The following is a 17,422-nucleotide window of genomic DNA, read 5'->3' on the forward strand; positions in this document are numbered from 1 at the left end:
GCGCGGGACGAAAGAGGAAATGGAGCCTGAATCGGCTGTTTCACCGCATCGTCAAGCAAGAAAGTTATATGGCGCGATGGTCCGCGACAACCCGGCCAGCCGCGGCGACTTCCGCTTCGTGGCTTTCCTCGCGCCATGTTTCCGCCAGAGCAGCAGCTTCCCACTCGCGCATGGCCGGAAGCCCCAGCATATGATCTACCCAGCCCCGCGCCACCGGCCCGATGTCCAGTCCATAAGTCCGCACGCGAAAAGCCACGGGCGCGTAGAAGGCATCGGCGGCGGTAAATGCCGAACCGGCCAGGAAAGGACCGCCAAAGCGCGCCAACCCCTCCTCCAACAATTCCCGCAGGCGCGCGATGTCGCGATTGAGCGCGGGCGATGGCATGTGCAATTCCACGCGGATGCCGACATTCATCGTGCAATCCTGACGCAGGGCGCCAAAGCCGCTGTGCATTTCCGCTACGGCGCATTGCGCCCATGCGCGGACGGCTTCTTCCTGCGGCCAGACAGCGGGATGGCGGTCGCCGAGATAGAGCGCGATGCCCAGCGAATCCCAGACGGTCCGATCGCCATCGACAAGGACGGGCACCTGTCCGGTCGGCGAAAAATCGCGGAAGGCCGCATAGTTGCTGACCTGCGTGAAAGGCTCGATCCGGTCGGCGAATGGTATGTCCAGCGCCTTCATCAACACCCATGGCCGAAGCGACCAGCTCGAATAATTGCGATTCGCGGTGATGAGCGTGAAGGGCATGGGCCAGCCTTTCCATGGAGCGATCCGGCATGACGATACAGCGTCGCTTCTGGCCGTAAAAGTCGGAACGGCGCATAAGTTTCGCAAGGCCATTTCACGGGACGGCAAAAAGACGACCCGGAGCAGGAGCACTCCGGGCCGCCAGTCCTTCCTTATCGCAAGGCGCATGGGACACCCCCTGCGACATGGTTCTCACGGCGCCAGCCGCGAAACCCTTTCTATGCGGCGAACTGGTTCATGGTGTTGCGGACGCCGCCCGCTTTCAACGCGGCTTCGCCGGCGAAATATTCCTTGTGATCGTCGCCGATGTCGGAACCCGACATATTCTGATGCTTCACGCAGGCGATGCCCTGGCGGATTTCCTTACGCTGAACCCCCGCGACATAACCCAGCATACCCGCATCGCCGAAATAGTCCTTGGCCAGATTGTCGGTGCTGAGCGCCGCCGTGTGATAAGTCGGCAGCGTGATGAGGTGATGGAAGATGCCAGCCCGCGCAGCCGCATCCTTCTGGAAGGTGCGGATCTTCTCATCGGCCTCGACGGCGAGGTCAGTCGCGTCATAGTCTGCGCTCATCAATTTTGCACGGTCATAGGCTGACACATCCTTGCCCTCCACCTGCCAGCGGTCGAATATCTGCTGGCGGAAGTTCAGCGTCCAGTTGAAACTGGGCGAATTATTATAGACCAGCTTCGCGTTGGGGATGACTTCGCGGATGCGGTCGACCATGCTCGCGATCTGTTCGACATGCGGCTTCTCCGTTTCGATCCACAGCAGGTCCGCGCCGTTCCGGAGCGAAGTGATGCAATCGAGGACGCAGCGATCCTCGCCCGTGCCGGAGCGGAACTGATAGAGGTTCGACGGCAGGCGCTTTGGACGCAACAGCTTGCCGTCGCGGCTGATGATGACATCGCCATTACCGATCCCGTTCAGGTCGACCTCATCGCAGTCGAGAAAGCTGTTATACTGATCGCCAAGGTCGCCCGGCTCGCGGCTATAGGCGATCTGCTTGGTGAGCCCCGCGCCCAGCGAGTCCGTGCGGGCGACGATGATGCCGTCGTCCACGCCCAGTTCCAGAAAGGCATAGCGGCAGGCGCGGATCTTCGCCAGGAAGTCCTCATGCGGGACCGTGACCTTGCCGTCCTGATGGCCGCATTGCTTTTCGTCGGACACCTGATTTTCGATCTGGAGCGCGCAGGCGCCCGCCTCGATCATCTTCTTGGCGAGGAGGTAGGTCGCCTCGGCATTGCCGAAGCCCGCGTCGATGTCCGCGATGATCGGCACGACATGGGTTTCATGATTGTCAATGGCATGCGTGAGGCGCTGGATTTCGACCTCGTTGCCGGTTTCGCGGGCCTTGTCGAGATCACGGAACAGGAGGCTGAGCTCGCGCGCGTCGGCCTGGCGCAGGAAAGTGTAGAGTTCTTCGATCAGCGCGGGAACGCTGGTCTTTTCATGCATCGACTGGTCGGGCAGCGGGCCGAATTCGGACCGCAGCGCAGCGATCATCCAGCCGGAGAGATAGAGATATTTGCCCTTGGTCGATCCGAAATGCTTCTTGATCGAGATGAGCTTCTGCTGCCCGATGAAACCATGCCAGCAGCCGAGCGACTGGGTATAGGCTGCCGGATCGGCGTCATAGGCCGCCATGTCGCGGCGCATGATCGCGGCGGTGGCGCGCGCAATGTCAAGGCCGGTGTGGAAGCGGTTCTGAAGGCGCATCCGGGCGACGGATTCGGGTGCGATGCCGTCCCAATGAGCTTGCCCGCCGATCAGCGTGCCGGCTTTCGCGATTTCCTGCTGGTAGGTCATGAGCGTCAATTCCGTAAAAAAGAGAACTGGCGCCGGTTTAGGGGGGCGGGATCTGTCCGGCACTCTCTTTGAAGTTCAGTTGTCGATCTTTACAAAAATCTGGTGTAAAGTTGTAAAGCCTGCACAGGAGCATTCTTCAGATGGCCAAGGATCGTCCGGTTTACATGGGGCCGCGCTTGCGAAGGTTGCGCCGCGAACTGGGGCTGACGCAGGCCGACATGGCGGCGGACCTGGAGATTTCCGCATCCTATGTCGCGCTGCTGGAACGTAATCAGAGGCCGCTAACCGCCGATATGCTGCTGCGGCTGGCGCGGACATACCGGCTGGACATGAGCGAACTGGCGGGAGACGGCGGCGCGGAGCAGACAGCGCGTTTGCAGACGGTTCTGAAAGACCCGATGTTCGCCGATATCGACCTGCCCGCCCTCGCGACGCAGGATGTCGCGGTCAACTATCCCGGCATGACCGAAGCTCTGCTGCGGCTCTACACCGCCTATCGCGAGGAACAACTCGCGCTGGCCGACAGGGGCGCGAACATGGACGGGGAACGCATGGAGGCCGGAGACGCCTCTGACCCGGTGGCGGAATCGCGGCGTTTCGTGGCGGCGCGGCGGAACAGCTTTCCGCTGCTGGACGATGCGGGCGAAGTGCTGGCGGCGGAGATCAAGGGCGCGGGCGACCTCCATGCATGGCTCAAGGCAAAGCATGGGCTGCGGGTGCGGCGATTGCCTTCGGAGGTGATGGCGGGGTCGATGCGGCGGCTGGACCGGCATCGCGACGCAGTGCTGATCGACGATGCTCTGGACGGGGCCAGCACCAGCTTCCAGCTTGCGCTGCAGATCGCCTATCTGGAGATGCGGGAGGCCTTCGATACGCTGCTGAAGGAAGGGCAGTTCGCCAGCGAAAGCGGGCGGCGGCTGACGCGGCGGGCGCTGGCGAGCTATGGCGCGGCGGCGATCCTGATGCCCTACACGGCCTTTGCCAAGGCGGTGGAGGCGCGGCATTACGATGTGGAGGCGCTGGCGCGACAGTTCGGCGCCAGTTTCGAACAGACAGCGCACCGGCTGACCACCCTGCAAAAGCCGGGGCAGGAGCGCGTGCCTTTCTTCTTCATCCGGGTCGATCCGGCGGGCAATGTCAGCAAGCGGCTGGACGGGGCGGGCTTTCCCTTTGCGCGCCATGGGGGGTCATGCCCGCTCTGGTCGGTGCATCGGGTGTTCGAAACCCCGCGCGAGGTGGTGACGCAATGGCTGGAGCTGCCCGATGGCGAGCGGTTCTTCTCCATCGCGCGGTCAGTGCGGGCGGGCGGCGGCGGATGGGGAGCGCCGCGCGTCGACCGGGCGATCGCGCTCTGCTGCGCGGCGGAGCACGCCCATCGGCTGATCTATACGCAGGATACCGCGCCGTCAGAACCGACGCCCATCGGCGTGACATGCCGCCTGTGCCACCGCAGCCAGTGCCTGGCGCGATCCGCCCCGCCCATCGGCCGCGACATGTTGCCCGACGATTTCCGGCGCACCCATGCGCCCTTTGGATTTGCGGACGGGTGATGGCGGACGACGGCCAGACCTTGCCGTTAAGCGGAACGTGCAAATGATAGAACAGCCTTTGTTTTGGGGATGGAAATGGCGAACGACGGCCAGCTTGGGACAACCCATCTCCGTTCGGGCTGAGCCTGTCGAAGCCTGGCGAACGGAGATGGGAATAGCAAACCGTCCACCTTCCCACCCAAATCAAACAGAAACGTGGAACCACATACCCCTCACCCGTCGATCAGGTCGAGATAGGCGACGACATCATTGTCGGTGGCAAGGAACAGGCCGTCCTGCACATCGGCCGGCTGTTGCTCGGCGATAAGGAGGGCTTCGTTCAACGGGCCATAGAAAAGAGTCGTGGCCGCCCCGCCTTCCTGCGTGTCGCTCAGATGATAGAGGCGGACCGTGGCGGATTGGTAAGTCGTTCGCATGGGGCCGATTATCCGCCCCAAACGCTCTACTGGCAAGGCAAAGAGGTTTTTGCTTGCCATGATTTTCGGATCGTCAGGTGATCTCCCTGACTTGAAAACGCTTTAGCGGCGGTCGGAAACCTTGATGCCGCTCGCCAGCTTGTTCGCGCCGATCTTTACCGCGTCATCGGTGAAATTGGCGACGAAGCTGCTGCTGCGCGAAAGCCCCGGCACGAAGGACGCGCTGTTGCCCGCGATGGAGAGGCCCGAACTGTCATGTTCCCGGCCTTCGGGGGCGACGGTGATGAAAGCGCTGTAATTATCCTTGTCCTTGCCCTGCACCATTTCATTGCCGGTGATCGTGCCGCTCGCGCCGTTGGACAGGTCGATCATATAGTTGGTGAGGTGCCCGGCGCTGTCGTCGAAGCTGTTGCCGGTGATGGTGACGCGCGGCGTGCGGGTTTTCAGATAATGGCCGCCGTCGCCCTGATCGAAACGGGAGCGAGTGACGGTAAGGCTGCCATAATGGCCGATATAGATGCCATGCGCGCAGTCCAGGTCACGGTCGCATCGGCCCAGATGGCGAAAGGTCGACTTGTCGATGGTCACGCTGCTTCCCGGCGCATCGCCGGAGAGGATGCCTTCCTCGCTATTGCGGAACAGGCTGTTGGTGACGGTAAGGTTGCCGCTTTCCAGACGGATGCCCGCGCCGTTGCCGTCGGGCACGCGCAGGTTCTGAAAGACGATGCCGTCCACCTTGCTTGCGCTGCCGCGCAGGACCAGCGCCGCCTTGCCCTCACAGGTCGCGCCATCGAATATGGCCGTGCCGGGGGTCGCTGCGGTAAAGGTGACGTCGCCGCCCTCCTGCACCGCGCACTGGCGATAGGTGCCGGGCGCGATCACCACCGTCCCCTTCGCATGGCCGATAGCGTTCACGGCATCGGCGAGCGAACCGAACGCCTGCCCCGTTTCCGCGACGGTGAAGGGCGCGGGGGCCACCTGCGCCAACGCGGTGGCGGCGACGGCGGCGGAAACGAGCACGATGGTGGAGAGGATACGCATGAACGGCATGTAGCCCCTGCCCGGCGCGCGGCCAATGCAGGGACATGGTTAACGGATTCCTGCCCCGTTATGGGACGGTCGTGACGCCGAGTGTGAGGGAAGGGAGAAAAGTCTCTGCCGGAACTCCTCCCCCCCGCCGACGTTGCCATAGCGAAATCATTGGCAAAAGGGAGAAATTGATGAACCGAGTCCTTCTGAGCGGCGTCGCGACTTTATTAGTCGTGGGGACGTTGCCGATGGCGGCGTTCGCGCAGGCCAGCTTCACTGGCGCGGGACAGACCACCGAGCTTGATTGCGGAGGCGAGTCCGCCTCCATCACGGGTGCGGGCAATCAGGTGCATATTTCCGGTGATTGCCGCCTGGTCACTATCGAAGGCGCAGACAACCGCGTCCACCTGTCCATGGCCAAGGGCGGCACCATCCACGTCACCGGCGCAAGCAACGAAATCCACTGGTCGACGCCGGATGGCTCCCGGCCCCGGATTCAGATAACGGGCGCTGACAATCGCATCAGCCCGATGAAGTGAACGGCGGGCTGCGATCCGATCAGTCCAGATTGGGCCGCAGCCACCTTTCCGCCGTTTCCACATCGACGCCGCGTCGCTGGGCATAATCCTCCAACTGGTCGCGGCCGATGCGGGCGACGCCGAAATATTCCGCCTGCGGATGGCCGAAATAAAAGCCGCTGACCGCCGCCGTGGGGAGCATGGCGAAACTTTCCGTGAGCGTGATGCCCGTCGCGTGATGGGCATCCAGCATGTCGAACAGCAAGGGTTTCAGGCTGTGTTCCGGGCAGGCGGGATAACCCGGCGCGGGACGGATGCCGCGATATTGCTCCTTGATGAGCGCTTCGTTGGTAAGCTGCTCACCCTCCGCATAGCCCCAGAGCGCGGTGCGGACATAATGATGCAGCCGCTCGGCAAAGGCTTCGGCAAGGCGATCGGCCAGCGCCTTCAGCAATATGTCCGAATAATCGTCGATCGCATTCTTGAAGCGGGCCAGATGCGGCTCGATGCCGTGGAGCGACACCGCGAAACCGCCGATCCAGTCGCCGTCCGGGCTGATGAAGTCGGCAAGGCACATATTCGCCCGCCCTTCCCGCTTGGCGATCTGCTGGCGCAGCATGGGAAGGCGGACGTGGCGTTCGTCCTCCACATGGACGATGATGTCGTCGCCTTCGCGGGCGCAGGGCCACAGCCCCGCGACGCCGCGCGCGGTCAGCCATTTTTCGTCGATGATACGGTCGAGCATCTTCTGTGCGTCGGCAAACAGGCTGGCGGCGCTTTCGCCGACGATGTCATCGGTGAGGATCGCGGGATAATTGCCCGCCAGCTCCCAGGCGCGGAAGAAAGGCGTCCAGTCGATATAGTCCCGCAGATCCTTCAGATCCCAGTCCGGGAAGCGATGAACGCCGGGCAGGCGCGGGCGCGGCGGCTTCAGATTCTCGTCGATCTCGAAGGCATTGGCGCGGGCGTCCTCCAGCGACAGGAGGGCGCTCTGCCCCTTATTCGCGCGGGCGACGCGGACATGCTCATAATCGTCCTTGGTCTTCTGGACGAAATCGGTCTTCTGCGTTTGCGAGACGAGCGCGGTCGCCACGCCCACCGCCCGGCTGGCGTCCAGCACATGAACGACAGGGCCAGTGAAGGCCGGGTCGATACGCAGCGCGGTGTGCACCCGCGACGTGGTGGCTCCGCCGATCAGCAGCGGCATTGACATGTCGGCGCGCTGCATTTCCTGCGCCACCGTCACCATTTCGTCCAGCGAGGGCGTGATGAGGCCGGACAGGCCGATCATGTCGGCATCATTCTCGTTCGCGGCCTTCAATATGTCCTGCCACGGCACCATGACGCCCAGGTCGATCACTTCGAAGCCATTGCACTGGAGCACGACGCCGACGATGTTCTTGCCGATGTCGTGCACGTCGCCCTTGACGGTCGCCATGACGACCTTGCCCTTGCCCTTGGCGCCGGGTTCCTTCGCGGCTTCGATATAGGGGAGGAGATGGGCCACCGCCTTCTTCATGACGCGGGCGGATTTGACGACTTGCGGCAGGAACATCTTGCCCGCGCCGAACAGGTCGCCGACCACGTTCATGCCGTCCATCAGGGGGCCTTCGATCACTTCGATGGGCTTGTCTGCGGAAAGGCGGGCTTCCTCCGTATCCTCGACCACATACATGTCGATGCCCTTGACCAGCGCATGTTCGAGGCGCTTGGCGACCGGCCAGCCGCGCCATTCCTCAGCCGCCTTGTCGACTTCCCCGCCGGTGCCCCGGAATTTTTCGGCGAGTTCGACCAGCCGCTCGGTGGGCGTAACGCTGGGATCGCGCTGGGGGCGGTTGAGGATGACGTCCTCGCAGGCTTCGCGCAGTTCGGGGTCGATGGCGTCATAGACGTCGAGCTGGCCCGCATTGACGATGCCCATATCCATGCCCGCCGGAATGGCGTGATACAGGAAAATGGAGTGCATCGCGCGGCGCACGGGTTCGTTGCCGCGGAAGGAGAAGCTGAGGTTCGACAGGCCGCCCGAAATGTGGACATGCGGGCAGCGGGCCTTGATCTCCTTGCAGGCTTCGATGAAGTCGACGCCGTAATTATTATGCTCCTCGATGCCCGTCGCGACGGCGAAGATATTGGGGTCGAAGATGATGTCTTCCGGCGGAAAACCGATGCTGACCAGCAGGTCGTAGGCGCGGGCGCAGATTTCGACCTTGCGCTCCTTGGTGTCGGCCTGGCCCGTTTCGTCGAAGGCCATGACGACCACCGCCGCGCCATAAGCCATAACCTTTCGGGCATGAGCAAGGAAGGCGTCCTCCCCTTCCTTCATGCTGATCGAGTTGACGATGGGCTTGCCGGACACGCATTTGAGGCCCGCTTCGATCACTTCCCATTTGGAGCTGTCGATCATCACCGGCACGCGGCTGATGTCGGGTTCCGACGTCATGAGTTTCAGGAAGGTCGTCATCGCCTCGATGGCGTCGAGCAGCCCTTCGTCCATGTTGACGTCGACCACCTGCGCGCCGTTCTCCACCTGCTCGCGCGCGATGTCGATGGCGGTGGCATAGTCGCCCGCCATGATGAGCTTCTTGAACTTGGCCGATCCGGTGACGTTGGTGCGCTCACCGATGTTGACGAAGTTGGTGGCGGAAGGTTGGGTGGTCATTCTGTCAATCCGTTCGCTTCGAGCGAAGTCTAGAGGCGGTTGCGTTCGTGTCTCGACTTCGCGCGACACGAACGGAGGTGGGTATCAGGCCGCGATGTGCATCGGTTCAAGACCCGCGAGGCGCGTCACGACCGGCAGTTCCGGCACGACGCGCGGCTTGTGGCCCGCAAGCGCCTTCGCCACCGCGCCGATATGCGCGGGCGTGGTGCCGCAGCAGCCGCCGACCATGTTGACCAGTCCTTCGTCCACCCATTGGCGGATGAGGCTGGCCGTGGTTTCAGGCAGTTCGTCATATTGGCCCAGTTCGTTGGGCAATCCCGCATTGGGATAGGCCAGGATCAGCGTGTCGGCATTCTTCGCCAGTTCACTGAGATAAGGCCGCAGCAGATCCGCGCCGAACGCGCAGTTCACGCCGATGGTGATCGGCTTCAGATGGCGCAGCGAATACCAGAAGGCATTGATCGTGTGCCCTGACAGGTTGCGGCCCGACATGTCGGTGATGGTGAAGCTGAGCATCAGCGGCACCGAACGGCCGGCCGCCGCTTCGGCTTCGCGGGCAGCCATGCCCGCCGCCTTGGCATTGAGCGTGTCGAAGCAGGTTTCGACCAGCAGGAAATCGACGCCGCCTTCGATCAGGGCATCGCATTGTTCGCGATAGTCCGCTTTCAGCGTATCGTAATCCACCTCGCGGTAAGCGGGGTCGTTCACGTCCGGTGAGATCGACAGCGTCTTGTTCGTGGGGCCGATGGACCCCGCCACGAAGCGCGGGCGGCCATCCTTCGCGGTCGCCGCATCACACGCCTTGCGCGCGAGTTTCGCGGCGGCGATGTTGATGTCGCGCACCAGATGTTCACAGCCATAGTCGGCCATGGCGATCTTCGTGGAGGAGAAGGTGTTGGTTTCCACCATGTCCGCGCCCGCCTCCAGATAGGCGGCGTGGATGCCCTCCACGATGTCGGGGCGGGTCAGGCAGAGCAGATCGTTATTGCCCTTCTGGTCCTTGGGCAGCTCCAAATCGCCGCGATAATCCGCTTCGGTCAGGCCATGCTTCTGAATCGACGTGCCATAGCCGCCGTCGAATATCATGATCTTTTCCGCCGCGATGGCGCGGAATTGTTCCTCGGCGGTCATGCACTTTTCTCCGGTCGCAGGCCCAACAGATGGCAGATGGCGTAACTGAGTTCCGCACGGTTGAGTGTATAGAAATGGAAGTCGCGCACTCCGCCCGCATAAAGCTTGCGGCAAAGCTCCGCCGCCAGCGTCGCGGAAACAAGCTGCCGCGCGGCGGGAAGCGTGTCCAGCCCCTCGAACAGGCGACCCATCCAAAGCGGCACATCGGTGTTGCACATGGCCGACATGCGCTGAACCGCGGCGAAATTGCTGACGGGCATGATGCCGGGGATGATGTCCGCCGAAATGCCCGCCGCCGCCGCCGTATCGCGAAAGCGGAAGAAGGTGTCCGGTTCGAAAAAGAATTGCGTGATGGCGCGGGTCGCGCCCGCGTCCAGCTTGCGCTTGAGATTGTCGAGATCGCCCTGGGCGCTCGCCGCATCGGGGTGCGTTTCGGGATAGGCGGCCACGGAAATCTCGAAGGGATGGCGTTTCACCAGCCCATCGACCAGTTCGGCCGCGCCCTGATAGCCCTGCGGATGCGGCTCGAACTTCGCGCCTGCCACCGGCGGATCACCGCGCAGGGCGACGATGTGGCGCACGCCCGCGTCCCAATAGGCATCGGCTACTTCGGTGATCTCGTCCTTGCTGGCGGCAACGCAGGTCAGGTGCGCGGCGGCGGCGAGCGGCGTTTCCTTCGCGATGCGCGCCACCGTGTTGTGAGTGCGCTCCCGCGTCGAACCGCCCGCGCCATAGGTGACGGAAACGAATTTCGGCCCCAGCGGCGTCAGCGTCTCGATCGCGGACCAGAGCTGCTCCTCCATCTTCTCCGTCTTGGGCGGGAAGAATTCGAAGCTGACGTTAAGGTCGCCCGCCAGATCGGCATAGAGCGGCGCATCCAGTGCGCGCCGCGCCTCTTCGACGGAGGGGAAGCTGAGGGTCATGCGGAAATGCGTCCTTCGATCGGCAGGACGCGCGCGCCACGGCGGCGGCCCAGCCAGAGTTGCACGGTAAGTTCCTGTCCGGGCAGGCTTTCCACCCGTTCCAGGTCAAGGCCCGCCTGCGCGAACCAGTTTTCGATCTGCTCGTTGGAAAAGCCCAGACGCGCATGTTGATCGCGCAGGCGCAGTTCCTCGCGCTCATGGGCGGCGAAGTCGGCGATCAGCACCCGGCCCTGCGCGGCGGTGACGCGGGCGGCTTCGGCGATGGCGGCTTCGGGCGCCTGTGCGTAATGCAGCACCTGATGCAGGACCACCGTGTCAACGCTGCCCCGCTCCATCGGCAACTCGCCGAAATCGCCCAGCACCAGCGCATATTTGTCGCCCGCGTCCTCCGGCAACTTCGCGCGGGCCAATCGGAGCATGTCGGGGCTGCGGTCGAGCGCGGTCACCTGTTCGGCTTCGGGGCCGAAAAGCTCGATCATGCGGCCCGTCCCCGTGCCGATATCGAGGAGATGGCCGATCGGCTCCTGCACGAGGAGCGCGGTCATGGCCGCTTCCACATCGGCTTCGGCAACGTGGAGCGAGCGGATCGCGTCCCATTCCTCCGCATGTTCGGCGAAATAGCTTTCTGCGGCGCGCGAACGATCCGCCCGCACGGCGGCCAGGCGGGCGAGGTCCGCCTGCTGCCACAGATGTTCGGCCTGCGACGGTTCGATCCGGTCGAACAAAGCGAGATAGGGCGCGAGGGCGGCATCCTTGCCAAGGCGAAGGAAAACCCAGTTTCCTTCCTTGCGCCGTTCGACAAGACCGGCCTCGGCGAGGATGCGGACGTGACGGGACACGCGCGGCTGGCTTTGCCCCACGACCTGCGCGATTTCGCCCACGGCCAGTTCCATGGCGCGCAGCAAATGGATGATCCGCAGGCGCGTGGGATCGCCAAGGGCACGGAAAATGTCGAGTGCGGCGCTCATGACAAGGTTATATAAAGAAAACTTTATATACGTCAATCGCGCTCTTTCCCTATATGTTTCGCATAAAATCGTGGAAATAGCGCCCTTAACCCACATGAAGAGGATTGCCTTGCGCGGACCAAGGCATTACGAATCGGCCCGCAGACAATGGGGGGTGAGCTTTTCTCCGAGATGGTCTGCACGGTTTTTTGTTCTCAGAGAGGGGTTTAGCCCATGACCAAGTCGATTGCTCTTTCGCTCGTTCTCGCCGCGTCGCTCGGCCTCGCCGCCTGTTCGGGCGGTGCGGAAAATGCCGCTAACGCCGCCGCGAACGCTGCGGATAACGCATCGAACGCTGCCGACAACGCGATGAACGCCGCGCTGAATGCCGCCGACAACGCATCGAACGCTGCTTCGAACGCTTCGAACGCCGCCGCGAACGCTGCTTCGAACGCGATGTAATTCCGTTTCGGAAGTTTTCGAAAAGGGCCGCGCCGGAAACGGAGCGGCCCTTTTCTTATGCGTGAGGAGGATGGAAAAATGATCCGCACCCTTATGGGCATGACGATGCTGGCCTGCCTGACGGCCTGCGGATCGGATTCCGGCGACGGCGTAGGCGGCGTCAGCGCGAGTGAGGCCAGCGCGCTCAACGATGCCGCGGCCATGCTGGATATGCGTGCGGGACAGGCTCGCAATGAAGACGCGGGCATCAACCCAGCGGCGATGAAGGCCCTGCGCGCCGATCGAAATCGTATCGAGCCCGCCGCCGAAAACAGCTCAGGCGCGAAAATTCCGTAAATCCATGCCATGCAATGACCTGCGGCGGTCAGGCGCGGACCTATAAATCCTCCCCAGGAGGGGCGGAGCCGAATGGCCGCAACCCATCCCGGACCACCAAGCAGAAAGGGCCGCCCCTTGCGGAGCGGCCCTGCCTGAATCATGTCCGATGAGGACGGTTCGCTTAGCAATCGCGGTCGATGGCCCGACCCGCGAGGGCCCCGACGCCTGCGCCAAGGATGGCGCCCGTGGTGCCGTCGCCACGGCCATAGCGGCCGCTGCCCTTGCCGACTTCGTTACCCAGCAGGCCACCGGCGATCGCGCCGATGATCGTGCCGCCCGTGCCGCTGTCCCGGCAGCGATAGCCGCCCCGATAACCGCGATAATAATTGTTGCGATAATAGCGATCGCCCCGATAGCCGCGATTATAGTCGCCGCGATAACCGCGATAGCCACGATCACCCCGATAGGAATGGCCGCGATCATAATGACGGCCCCAGCCGTCGCGCGCCATGGCGGGGGTGGCGGTCACCGCGAGAGATGCAACGCCCATGGCCAGCGCAGCTCCCATATTCACAAGAAACTTCATTTTCATGGCGTTGCTCCTCCAAAAGCCATCTTCTCGGCGCATCCGGAATACGAATTCGCCTTGATTGACGCCCTTATGCCCGATTCGCTTTGAGCCAAGCCTGAATAAGCGTGACAGCCATTGTTCAGCTAATCATCGATCTGTCACGCGGATGCTGCAAGCTGCCTGCTATTGTCCTATGGCAAGCCGCGATGCGTCGAATCCTGATCGTTCTGGTCCTTGCGATCCTGCTGCTGCCGGCAGCCCACAAGAACAAGCCGCAACTGCTGCATCCCGGCACGTTGCCCGTGCTGGCGCGCGCCGTCGCGCTGAGCGCCAGCGACCCGGCGCTGCGGCGCGTGGGCAGGCTGGATTATGTCGCGGGATGGGCGCTTACCAGCCGGAACCCCAATTTCGGCGGCATATCGTCGCTGCTGGTGGAACCGTCAGGACAGGTTCTGGGGCTGAGCGACGCAGGCATTTTGATGGGATTTCATGTCGGCCCCGGCGAAGCCCGCCGCCGGTCCTTCATCGCGCCCCTGCCCGTCCGTCCGCAGGATCGGCAGAAACCCTGGTGGGCGTGGGATTCGGAGTCCATGACGCATGACCCCGCCACGGACCGCTATTGGGTCGGCTTCGAATTGCAGCAGATGATCTGCCGCTATTCATCCGGCTTCGCGCGGGTCGAAGCCTGCCGCACATGGCCGGAGATCGAGGCGTGGCCGGAAACCGGCTCCATCGAATCCCTCGCTCGCCTGCCCGACGGACGCTTCATCGCCATCGCCGAAATGGGGATGACGGCGGACGGCAATCATGATGCCCTGCTCTTTTCCGGCGATCCGGCAGACCCGGACACCCCCTCTCCCATTCATCTGCGTTATACGCCGCCGCAAGGCTATCGCCCCACCGATGCGGTGGCGCTGGATGAACGGCACCTGCTGGTGCTGAACCGGCGGCTGACCTTGCAGGAACTGTTCACCGGCGTCGTCGCCATCGTCGAACTGCCCGAACGACTGGAGCCCGGCACGCGACTGCGCGCGGAAACGCTGGCACGGCTCGCGCCGCCGCTATTGGCCGATAATTTCGAGGGGCTGGCCGTCACCAGAGAAGGCGGACAAACGATGATCTGGGTCGCGTCGGACGACAATCACGAATTTTTCCAGCGCACCCTGCTGCTCAAATTCGCGCTGCGCTGATACCGCGCCTGATCCCACGCAAAAAAGCGGCCTGTCGCCAGACCGCTCCCTTACCGAAACGAATCAGAAGAAATCAGGCTGCGGCGGCAGCCTTCTTCTTGACGATGTCGCGCTTCAGGCGCTGCGCCTTCACCGACAGCTGGTCGTCGCCGGTCTTCAGCAGCCAGTTGTCGAGGCCGCCATTATGCTCCACCGAACGCAGGCCATGGGTCGACACGCGCAGCTTCACGCCCTTTTCCAGCGCTTCGGAGATCAGCGTGACATTCTGCAGGTTGGGCAGGAACACACGCTTCGTCTTGTTGTTGGCGTGGGAAACATTGTGACCCACCTGGCGGCCCTTGCCGGTCAGCTCGCAAATGCGCGACATAATCTCATCAACCTTGTTGTTCGGTTTCGTTCGGAAAGCGGCGCCAGTAACCGGATTCCCGTTTCCCGTCAAGCCATGCGGAGGGCTCGATCATGCCGCAACCGCAACCTTTTCCGCTGGCCGGGCGTTCCTTCTCCCGTATCCCAGAGGAGAGTGCAATGCGAGTGATTGGTGGGTTGTTGCTGATCGTGCTGCTGATTCTGGCGGCGGGGATCGCGACGGGCTTTATCAACCTGCAAAAGACGCAGGAGGGCAGCCTGCCCGAAATCTCCGTCAAGGGCGGCCAGCTTCCCAAATATGACGCCAATGTCGGCAAGGTGGAGATGGGCAGCCGCAACGAAACGGTTGAAGTGCCGACCGTGAACGTGAAGAAGCCCTGAGCGTTTCATCGGTGCGGGCATCCGTGATAAGGGCGGCGCATGCCGTCGCCCTTTCCCCTGCCCGATCCCATGCGCCGTGCGCTCGATCTCGCTTATGCGGCGCAGCAGGCGGATGAAGTGCCGATCGGTGCGGTGGTGACGCTGGACGGGCGCGTCATCGGCGAGGGTGAGAATCGCAACCGGCGCGACAATGATCCGACGGCTCATGCAGAGATGGTGGCGATCCGGGAAGCGGCGCGGCGGATCGGCGACTTCCGCCTGACGGGGTGCGATCTGTGGGTGACGCTGGAGCCGTGCCCGATGTGCGCGGGGGCGATTTCCCATGCCCGGATAGCGCGGCTTTATTACGCCGTGTCGGACCCCAAGGGCGGCGCGGTGGAACAGGGGCCACGTCTGTTCGCCCAGCCCCAATGCCTGCACCGACCCGAAGTCTATGGCGGACTGGCCGAGGCGGAGGCCTCAGCGTTGCTGCGCGGCTTTTTTGCTGTCCGGCGCTGAATAGTCGATTTTATAGAGCGTGTAGGGCAATTCCGTCCCGCTCCTGATCGTCACGGGATGCAGCCAGCCCGGCACATGGCCGCGCATCAAATCGGCGTAGAAGCCGCGCGGGCTGCGCGCCTGATAGATGGTTCCTTCGGGGAAATTGGGACAGATCAGCAGATAGGTCGCATGATGCTTTGCCGCGATAGGGCGGAAGGCGTCGGCCGGCCCGTCAAAGGCGTGGTGGACGTCCAGTATCACCGCGCCGTTGCGATGATAGGGTCCGGCGACCGCGCTGTGGTGCGTCGTCGCAATGATGCGCGGGCCAAGGTCGACCATGGTGAAGATGGTGGCGGATGGTAGTCTGTTCATCACCTCCAGCGCGGGGAGGGTGCGGCAACGGCCATTGGCTTTCTTGATCGCGTCGGTCCGCGCCTTCGCCTGCGGACGCCAGGGCTTCGGCTTGTTGCCGGTCAGTTCCGCCCAGAGGCGGTTCGCCTGCGGATAGAGCGGCGCGGCAAAGGCCATGGCAGCCAGCGGCAATATCCCGGCCCAGACGGCGAGGCGGACGAGCGGGCGGGCGTTCAGCATCAGGCCGAGCAGGCGATGCGTCATCCATGCGGCAGGCGGGACCGCCATCAACTGCGCCGCCGGACCCGCGCGCAAGGCCCAGAACAGCATCGCCGTGGAAAAGAGCATCATCAGCCCGACCGTCGCCCATGCCCACAGGCGATCCGCATCCCGCCGAGAATCCCACAAGGCCCACAGCAGGCCGATCAATCCCGCCACCGGCAGCGCCATTAACGGCACGGCGACATCGCGGCTCTGTGCCATCAGGGGCTTGGCCTCGCGAATATTGGCGAGCCACAGGCGCTCAAGCTCCGGTGAAATCTGATAGGCGCCGCTCAGGCATTGCGGCCAGTTGAGCCAGGCAAAGGCCGCGACCGCCGCGCCGACCGCCAGCCCCGCCGCAAGCCGCGCCTGCCAGCTTCGCAGCGGCAAAAAGGTGAGCAGCACCATGCCCGCCGAAGCCGCCGCGAAGATGGCGACCCAGATGGGCGAGATCGCGTCGCACACCATCTGCCGGTTGGCATAGCTGGCGAACAGCACGAACAGCAGAGAAGTCGCGCCGGTGAGGCTGAGCGCATAGGGCAGCATCCGGCGGCCCGCGCCCTCCTTGAACACCCAGCGCAGGGCGATCAACGCGCCGCCCGCCGCCAGATAGACGATCATCTCCATGCCGATGGTCAGCGACAGCGCCGTGCTGATCCCCGCGATAATGCCGCCACGCAGCCAGTTGCGGTCGACCAGTCCCGCCAGCATCGTGACGGCGAGCGCCAGTTGCCAGCCATGATGGTCGATCCGCATCGGCACGAACATGCTCAGGCCCATCTGCGCGGCGAGCGGCGCCAGCGCGGCGATGATCCACGCATTGCCCCCCGCCAGCCGCCGCGCGATAAAGCCGAGGCTCAGCATCAAGAGCAGCAGGGGCAGCATCGGCGCGATGGCGCAGGCCAGCCGGTCGGCCATGCCCTGATCCAGAAAGGCGCGGAAGAACAGCATCAAGCCCGCAATCGGCAAATCCACCAGCCGCGACCAATGGATGTCGAACCCCTTTGGCGGATCGAGCCGATATTGGCGCAGGTCATACCAGCCCTGCCCCGCCAGCCAGTCCTTCACCTGCACATAACGGATATTGTCGTCCGTATCGCTGAGCACAAACCAGTGGATGGCAGACCAGCGACTGACGAGGAAACCCGCCACGATGGCGATCCAGAGGAGCAGGGTCAGCCATTTCCAGTGCTTTGCGGCATAGTCGGGAAAGCCCGTCGCAAAAGTCGCGATACGGGCGCGCAGGGCTGGCCAGCTTTGCAAGTTCATGAACGGTGGATTAGACGCTCCGCATCAAAGCGCAACGG

General features: G+C 63.4%; 18 protein-coding genes. 7 read left to right on the forward strand and 11 right to left on the reverse strand.

Annotated features, from left to right (window positions below):
• Positions 1 to 64 precede the first annotated feature (64 nt).
• Complete coding sequence (locus tag ATN00_RS18425; RefSeq protein ID WP_062067467.1) at positions 65 to 751, reverse strand: glutathione S-transferase family protein; 687 nt, start codon at positions 749 to 751, stop codon at positions 65 to 67.
• Between the two features lie 218 nt (positions 752 to 969).
• On the reverse strand, positions 970 to 2,562 hold the full coding sequence (locus tag ATN00_RS18430) for an isocitrate lyase (protein ID WP_062067470.1): 1,593 nt from the start codon (positions 2,560 to 2,562) through the stop codon (positions 970 to 972).
• A gap of 140 nt (positions 2,563 to 2,702) precedes the next feature.
• Between ATN00_RS18430 and ATN00_RS18435 the strand changes: the two genes are divergently transcribed.
• The gene (locus ATN00_RS18435; RefSeq protein ID WP_062067473.1) at positions 2,703 to 4,112 is read left to right on the forward strand and encodes a helix-turn-helix domain-containing protein; all 1,410 of its coding nucleotides are present in this window, start codon (positions 2,703 to 2,705) and stop codon (positions 4,110 to 4,112) included.
• A 212-nt stretch (positions 4,113 to 4,324) separates the two neighbouring features.
• Here ATN00_RS18435 and ATN00_RS18440 read toward each other — a convergent pair whose 3' ends face one another.
• Positions 4,325 to 4,528, reverse strand: coding sequence for a hypothetical protein (locus ATN00_RS18440; protein ID WP_062067475.1), 204 nt, complete (start codon positions 4,526 to 4,528; stop codon positions 4,325 to 4,327).
• A 102-nt stretch (positions 4,529 to 4,630) separates the two neighbouring features.
• Positions 4,631 to 5,569, reverse strand: coding sequence for a NosD domain-containing protein (locus tag ATN00_RS18445; RefSeq protein ID WP_062068996.1), 939 nt, complete (start codon positions 5,567 to 5,569; stop codon positions 4,631 to 4,633).
• 179 nt (positions 5,570 to 5,748) lie between these two features.
• On the opposite strand from ATN00_RS18445, the gene ATN00_RS18450 reads away from it, so the two are divergent.
• Entirely contained in the window at positions 5,749 to 6,096 is a 348-nt protein-coding gene (locus ATN00_RS18450) for a DUF3060 domain-containing protein (protein ID WP_062067478.1), read from the forward strand.
• A gap of 19 nt (positions 6,097 to 6,115) precedes the next feature.
• Here ATN00_RS18450 and metH read toward each other — a convergent pair whose 3' ends face one another.
• The 4 genes from metH to ATN00_RS18470 all read right to left on the reverse strand — a co-directional run bounded on the left by metH (position 6,116) and on the right by ATN00_RS18470 (position 11,756).
• On the reverse strand, positions 6,116 to 8,734 hold the full coding sequence (gene metH, locus ATN00_RS18455) for a methionine synthase (protein ID WP_062067481.1): 2,619 nt from the start codon (positions 8,732 to 8,734) through the stop codon (positions 6,116 to 6,118).
• An 84-nt stretch (positions 8,735 to 8,818) separates the two neighbouring features.
• Positions 8,819 to 9,865 carry a homocysteine S-methyltransferase family protein gene (locus ATN00_RS18460; protein WP_021247255.1) on the reverse strand — a complete coding sequence of 349 codons (1,047 nt, stop codon included), beginning with the start codon at positions 9,863 to 9,865 and terminating at the stop codon, positions 8,819 to 8,821.
• A complete protein-coding gene (metF, locus tag ATN00_RS18465; protein WP_062067483.1) occupies positions 9,862 to 10,788 on the reverse strand; it encodes a methylenetetrahydrofolate reductase in 927 nt (308 codons plus the stop codon). The genes ATN00_RS18460 and metF overlap by 4 nt, the downstream gene beginning before the upstream one ends.
• Positions 10,785 to 11,756 (reverse strand): ArsR/SmtB family transcription factor, encoded by a 972-nt coding sequence (locus ATN00_RS18470; protein ID WP_062067485.1) that lies wholly within the window; start codon positions 11,754 to 11,756, stop codon positions 10,785 to 10,787. The genes metF and ATN00_RS18470 overlap by 4 nt, the downstream gene beginning before the upstream one ends.
• A gap of 213 nt (positions 11,757 to 11,969) precedes the next feature.
• Between ATN00_RS18470 and ATN00_RS18475 the strand changes: the two genes are divergently transcribed.
• Both ATN00_RS18475 and ATN00_RS18480 read left to right on the forward strand, forming a co-directional pair.
• Positions 11,970 to 12,197, forward strand: a complete 228-nt coding sequence (locus ATN00_RS18475) for a hypothetical protein (RefSeq protein ID WP_062067488.1) — start codon at positions 11,970 to 11,972, stop codon at positions 12,195 to 12,197.
• Positions 12,198 to 12,275: 78 nt separating this feature from the next.
• Positions 12,276 to 12,533, forward strand: coding sequence for a hypothetical protein (locus ATN00_RS18480; RefSeq protein ID WP_062068998.1), 258 nt, complete (start codon positions 12,276 to 12,278; stop codon positions 12,531 to 12,533).
• A 163-nt stretch (positions 12,534 to 12,696) separates the two neighbouring features.
• On the opposite strand, the gene ATN00_RS18485 is transcribed toward ATN00_RS18480, so the two are convergent.
• Positions 12,697 to 13,107, reverse strand: coding sequence for a glycine zipper 2TM domain-containing protein (locus ATN00_RS18485; protein WP_062067491.1), 411 nt, complete (start codon positions 13,105 to 13,107; stop codon positions 12,697 to 12,699).
• A gap of 185 nt (positions 13,108 to 13,292) precedes the next feature.
• Here ATN00_RS18485 and ATN00_RS18490 point away from each other — a divergent pair, with 185 nt between their 5' ends.
• Entirely contained in the window at positions 13,293 to 14,276 is a 984-nt protein-coding gene (locus tag ATN00_RS18490) for an esterase-like activity of phytase family protein (protein WP_062067495.1), read from the forward strand.
• 73 nt (positions 14,277 to 14,349) lie between these two features.
• Here ATN00_RS18490 and rpmB read toward each other — a convergent pair whose 3' ends face one another.
• On the reverse strand, positions 14,350 to 14,643 hold the full coding sequence (gene rpmB / locus ATN00_RS18495) for a 50S ribosomal protein L28 (RefSeq protein WP_062067498.1): 294 nt from the start codon (positions 14,641 to 14,643) through the stop codon (positions 14,350 to 14,352).
• Positions 14,644 to 14,801: 158 nt separating this feature from the next.
• Here rpmB and ATN00_RS18500 point away from each other — a divergent pair, with 158 nt between their 5' ends.
• Together ATN00_RS18500 and ATN00_RS18505 are read left to right on the forward strand one after the other, a co-directional pair.
• On the forward strand, positions 14,802 to 15,023 hold the full coding sequence (locus tag ATN00_RS18500; RefSeq protein ID WP_062067501.1) for a hypothetical protein: 222 nt from the start codon (positions 14,802 to 14,804) through the stop codon (positions 15,021 to 15,023).
• A gap of 39 nt (positions 15,024 to 15,062) precedes the next feature.
• On the forward strand, positions 15,063 to 15,521 hold the full coding sequence (locus ATN00_RS18505; protein ID WP_062067502.1) for a nucleoside deaminase: 459 nt from the start codon (positions 15,063 to 15,065) through the stop codon (positions 15,519 to 15,521).
• Here the strand turns inward: ATN00_RS18505 and ATN00_RS18510 are convergent.
• Entirely contained in the window at positions 15,483 to 17,384 is a 1,902-nt protein-coding gene (locus ATN00_RS18510) for a hypothetical protein (RefSeq protein ID WP_062067506.1), read from the reverse strand. The genes ATN00_RS18505 and ATN00_RS18510 overlap by 39 nt on opposite strands.
• Positions 17,385 to 17,422: the final 38 nt, after the last annotated feature.

Origin of the sequence: Sphingobium baderi, from assembly GCF_001456115.1 — a bacterium.
GTDB classification, from domain to species: Bacteria; Pseudomonadota; Alphaproteobacteria; order Sphingomonadales; family Sphingomonadaceae; genus Sphingobium; species Sphingobium baderi_A.

Bases quoted from the DNA above. Each gene is read 5' to 3' on its own strand.
- ATN00_RS18470 (WP_062067485.1), bottom strand. From the start codon at position 11,756: ATGAGCGCCGCACTCGACATTTTCCGTGCCCTTGGCGATCCCACGCGC.
- ATN00_RS18485 (WP_062067491.1), bottom strand. From the start codon at position 13,107: ATGAAAATGAAGTTTCTTGTGAATATGGGAGCTGCGCTGGCCATGGGC.
- ATN00_RS18480 (WP_062068998.1), top strand. From the start codon at position 12,276: ATGATCCGCACCCTTATGGGCATGACGATGCTGGCCTGCCTGACGGCC.
- ATN00_RS18505 (WP_062067502.1), top strand. From the start codon at position 15,063: ATGCCGTCGCCCTTTCCCCTGCCCGATCCCATGCGCCGTGCGCTCGAT.
- ATN00_RS18475 (WP_062067488.1), top strand. From the start codon at position 11,970: ATGACCAAGTCGATTGCTCTTTCGCTCGTTCTCGCCGCGTCGCTCGGC.
- ATN00_RS18450 (WP_062067478.1), top strand. From the start codon at position 5,749: ATGAACCGAGTCCTTCTGAGCGGCGTCGCGACTTTATTAGTCGTGGGG.
- metF (WP_062067483.1), bottom strand. From the start codon at position 10,788: ATGACCCTCAGCTTCCCCTCCGTCGAAGAGGCGCGGCGCGCACTGGAT.
- ATN00_RS18510 (WP_062067506.1), bottom strand. From the start codon at position 17,384: ATGAACTTGCAAAGCTGGCCAGCCCTGCGCGCCCGTATCGCGACTTTT.
- ATN00_RS18425 (WP_062067467.1), bottom strand. From the start codon at position 751: ATGCCCTTCACGCTCATCACCGCGAATCGCAATTATTCGAGCTGGTCG.
- rpmB (WP_062067498.1), bottom strand. From the start codon at position 14,643: ATGTCGCGCATTTGCGAGCTGACCGGCAAGGGCCGCCAGGTGGGTCAC.
- metH (WP_062067481.1), bottom strand. From the start codon at position 8,734: ATGACCACCCAACCTTCCGCCACCAACTTCGTCAACATCGGTGAGCGC.
- ATN00_RS18500 (WP_062067501.1), top strand. From the start codon at position 14,802: ATGCGAGTGATTGGTGGGTTGTTGCTGATCGTGCTGCTGATTCTGGCG.
- ATN00_RS18440 (WP_062067475.1), bottom strand. From the start codon at position 4,528: ATGCGAACGACTTACCAATCCGCCACGGTCCGCCTCTATCATCTGAGC.
- ATN00_RS18490 (WP_062067495.1), top strand. From the start codon at position 13,293: ATGCGTCGAATCCTGATCGTTCTGGTCCTTGCGATCCTGCTGCTGCCG.
- ATN00_RS18430 (WP_062067470.1), bottom strand. From the start codon at position 2,562: ATGACCTACCAGCAGGAAATCGCGAAAGCCGGCACGCTGATCGGCGGG.
- ATN00_RS18435 (WP_062067473.1), top strand. From the start codon at position 2,703: ATGGCCAAGGATCGTCCGGTTTACATGGGGCCGCGCTTGCGAAGGTTG.
- ATN00_RS18445 (WP_062068996.1), bottom strand. From the start codon at position 5,569: ATGCGTATCCTCTCCACCATCGTGCTCGTTTCCGCCGCCGTCGCCGCC.
- ATN00_RS18460 (WP_021247255.1), bottom strand. From the start codon at position 9,865: ATGACCGCCGAGGAACAATTCCGCGCCATCGCGGCGGAAAAGATCATG.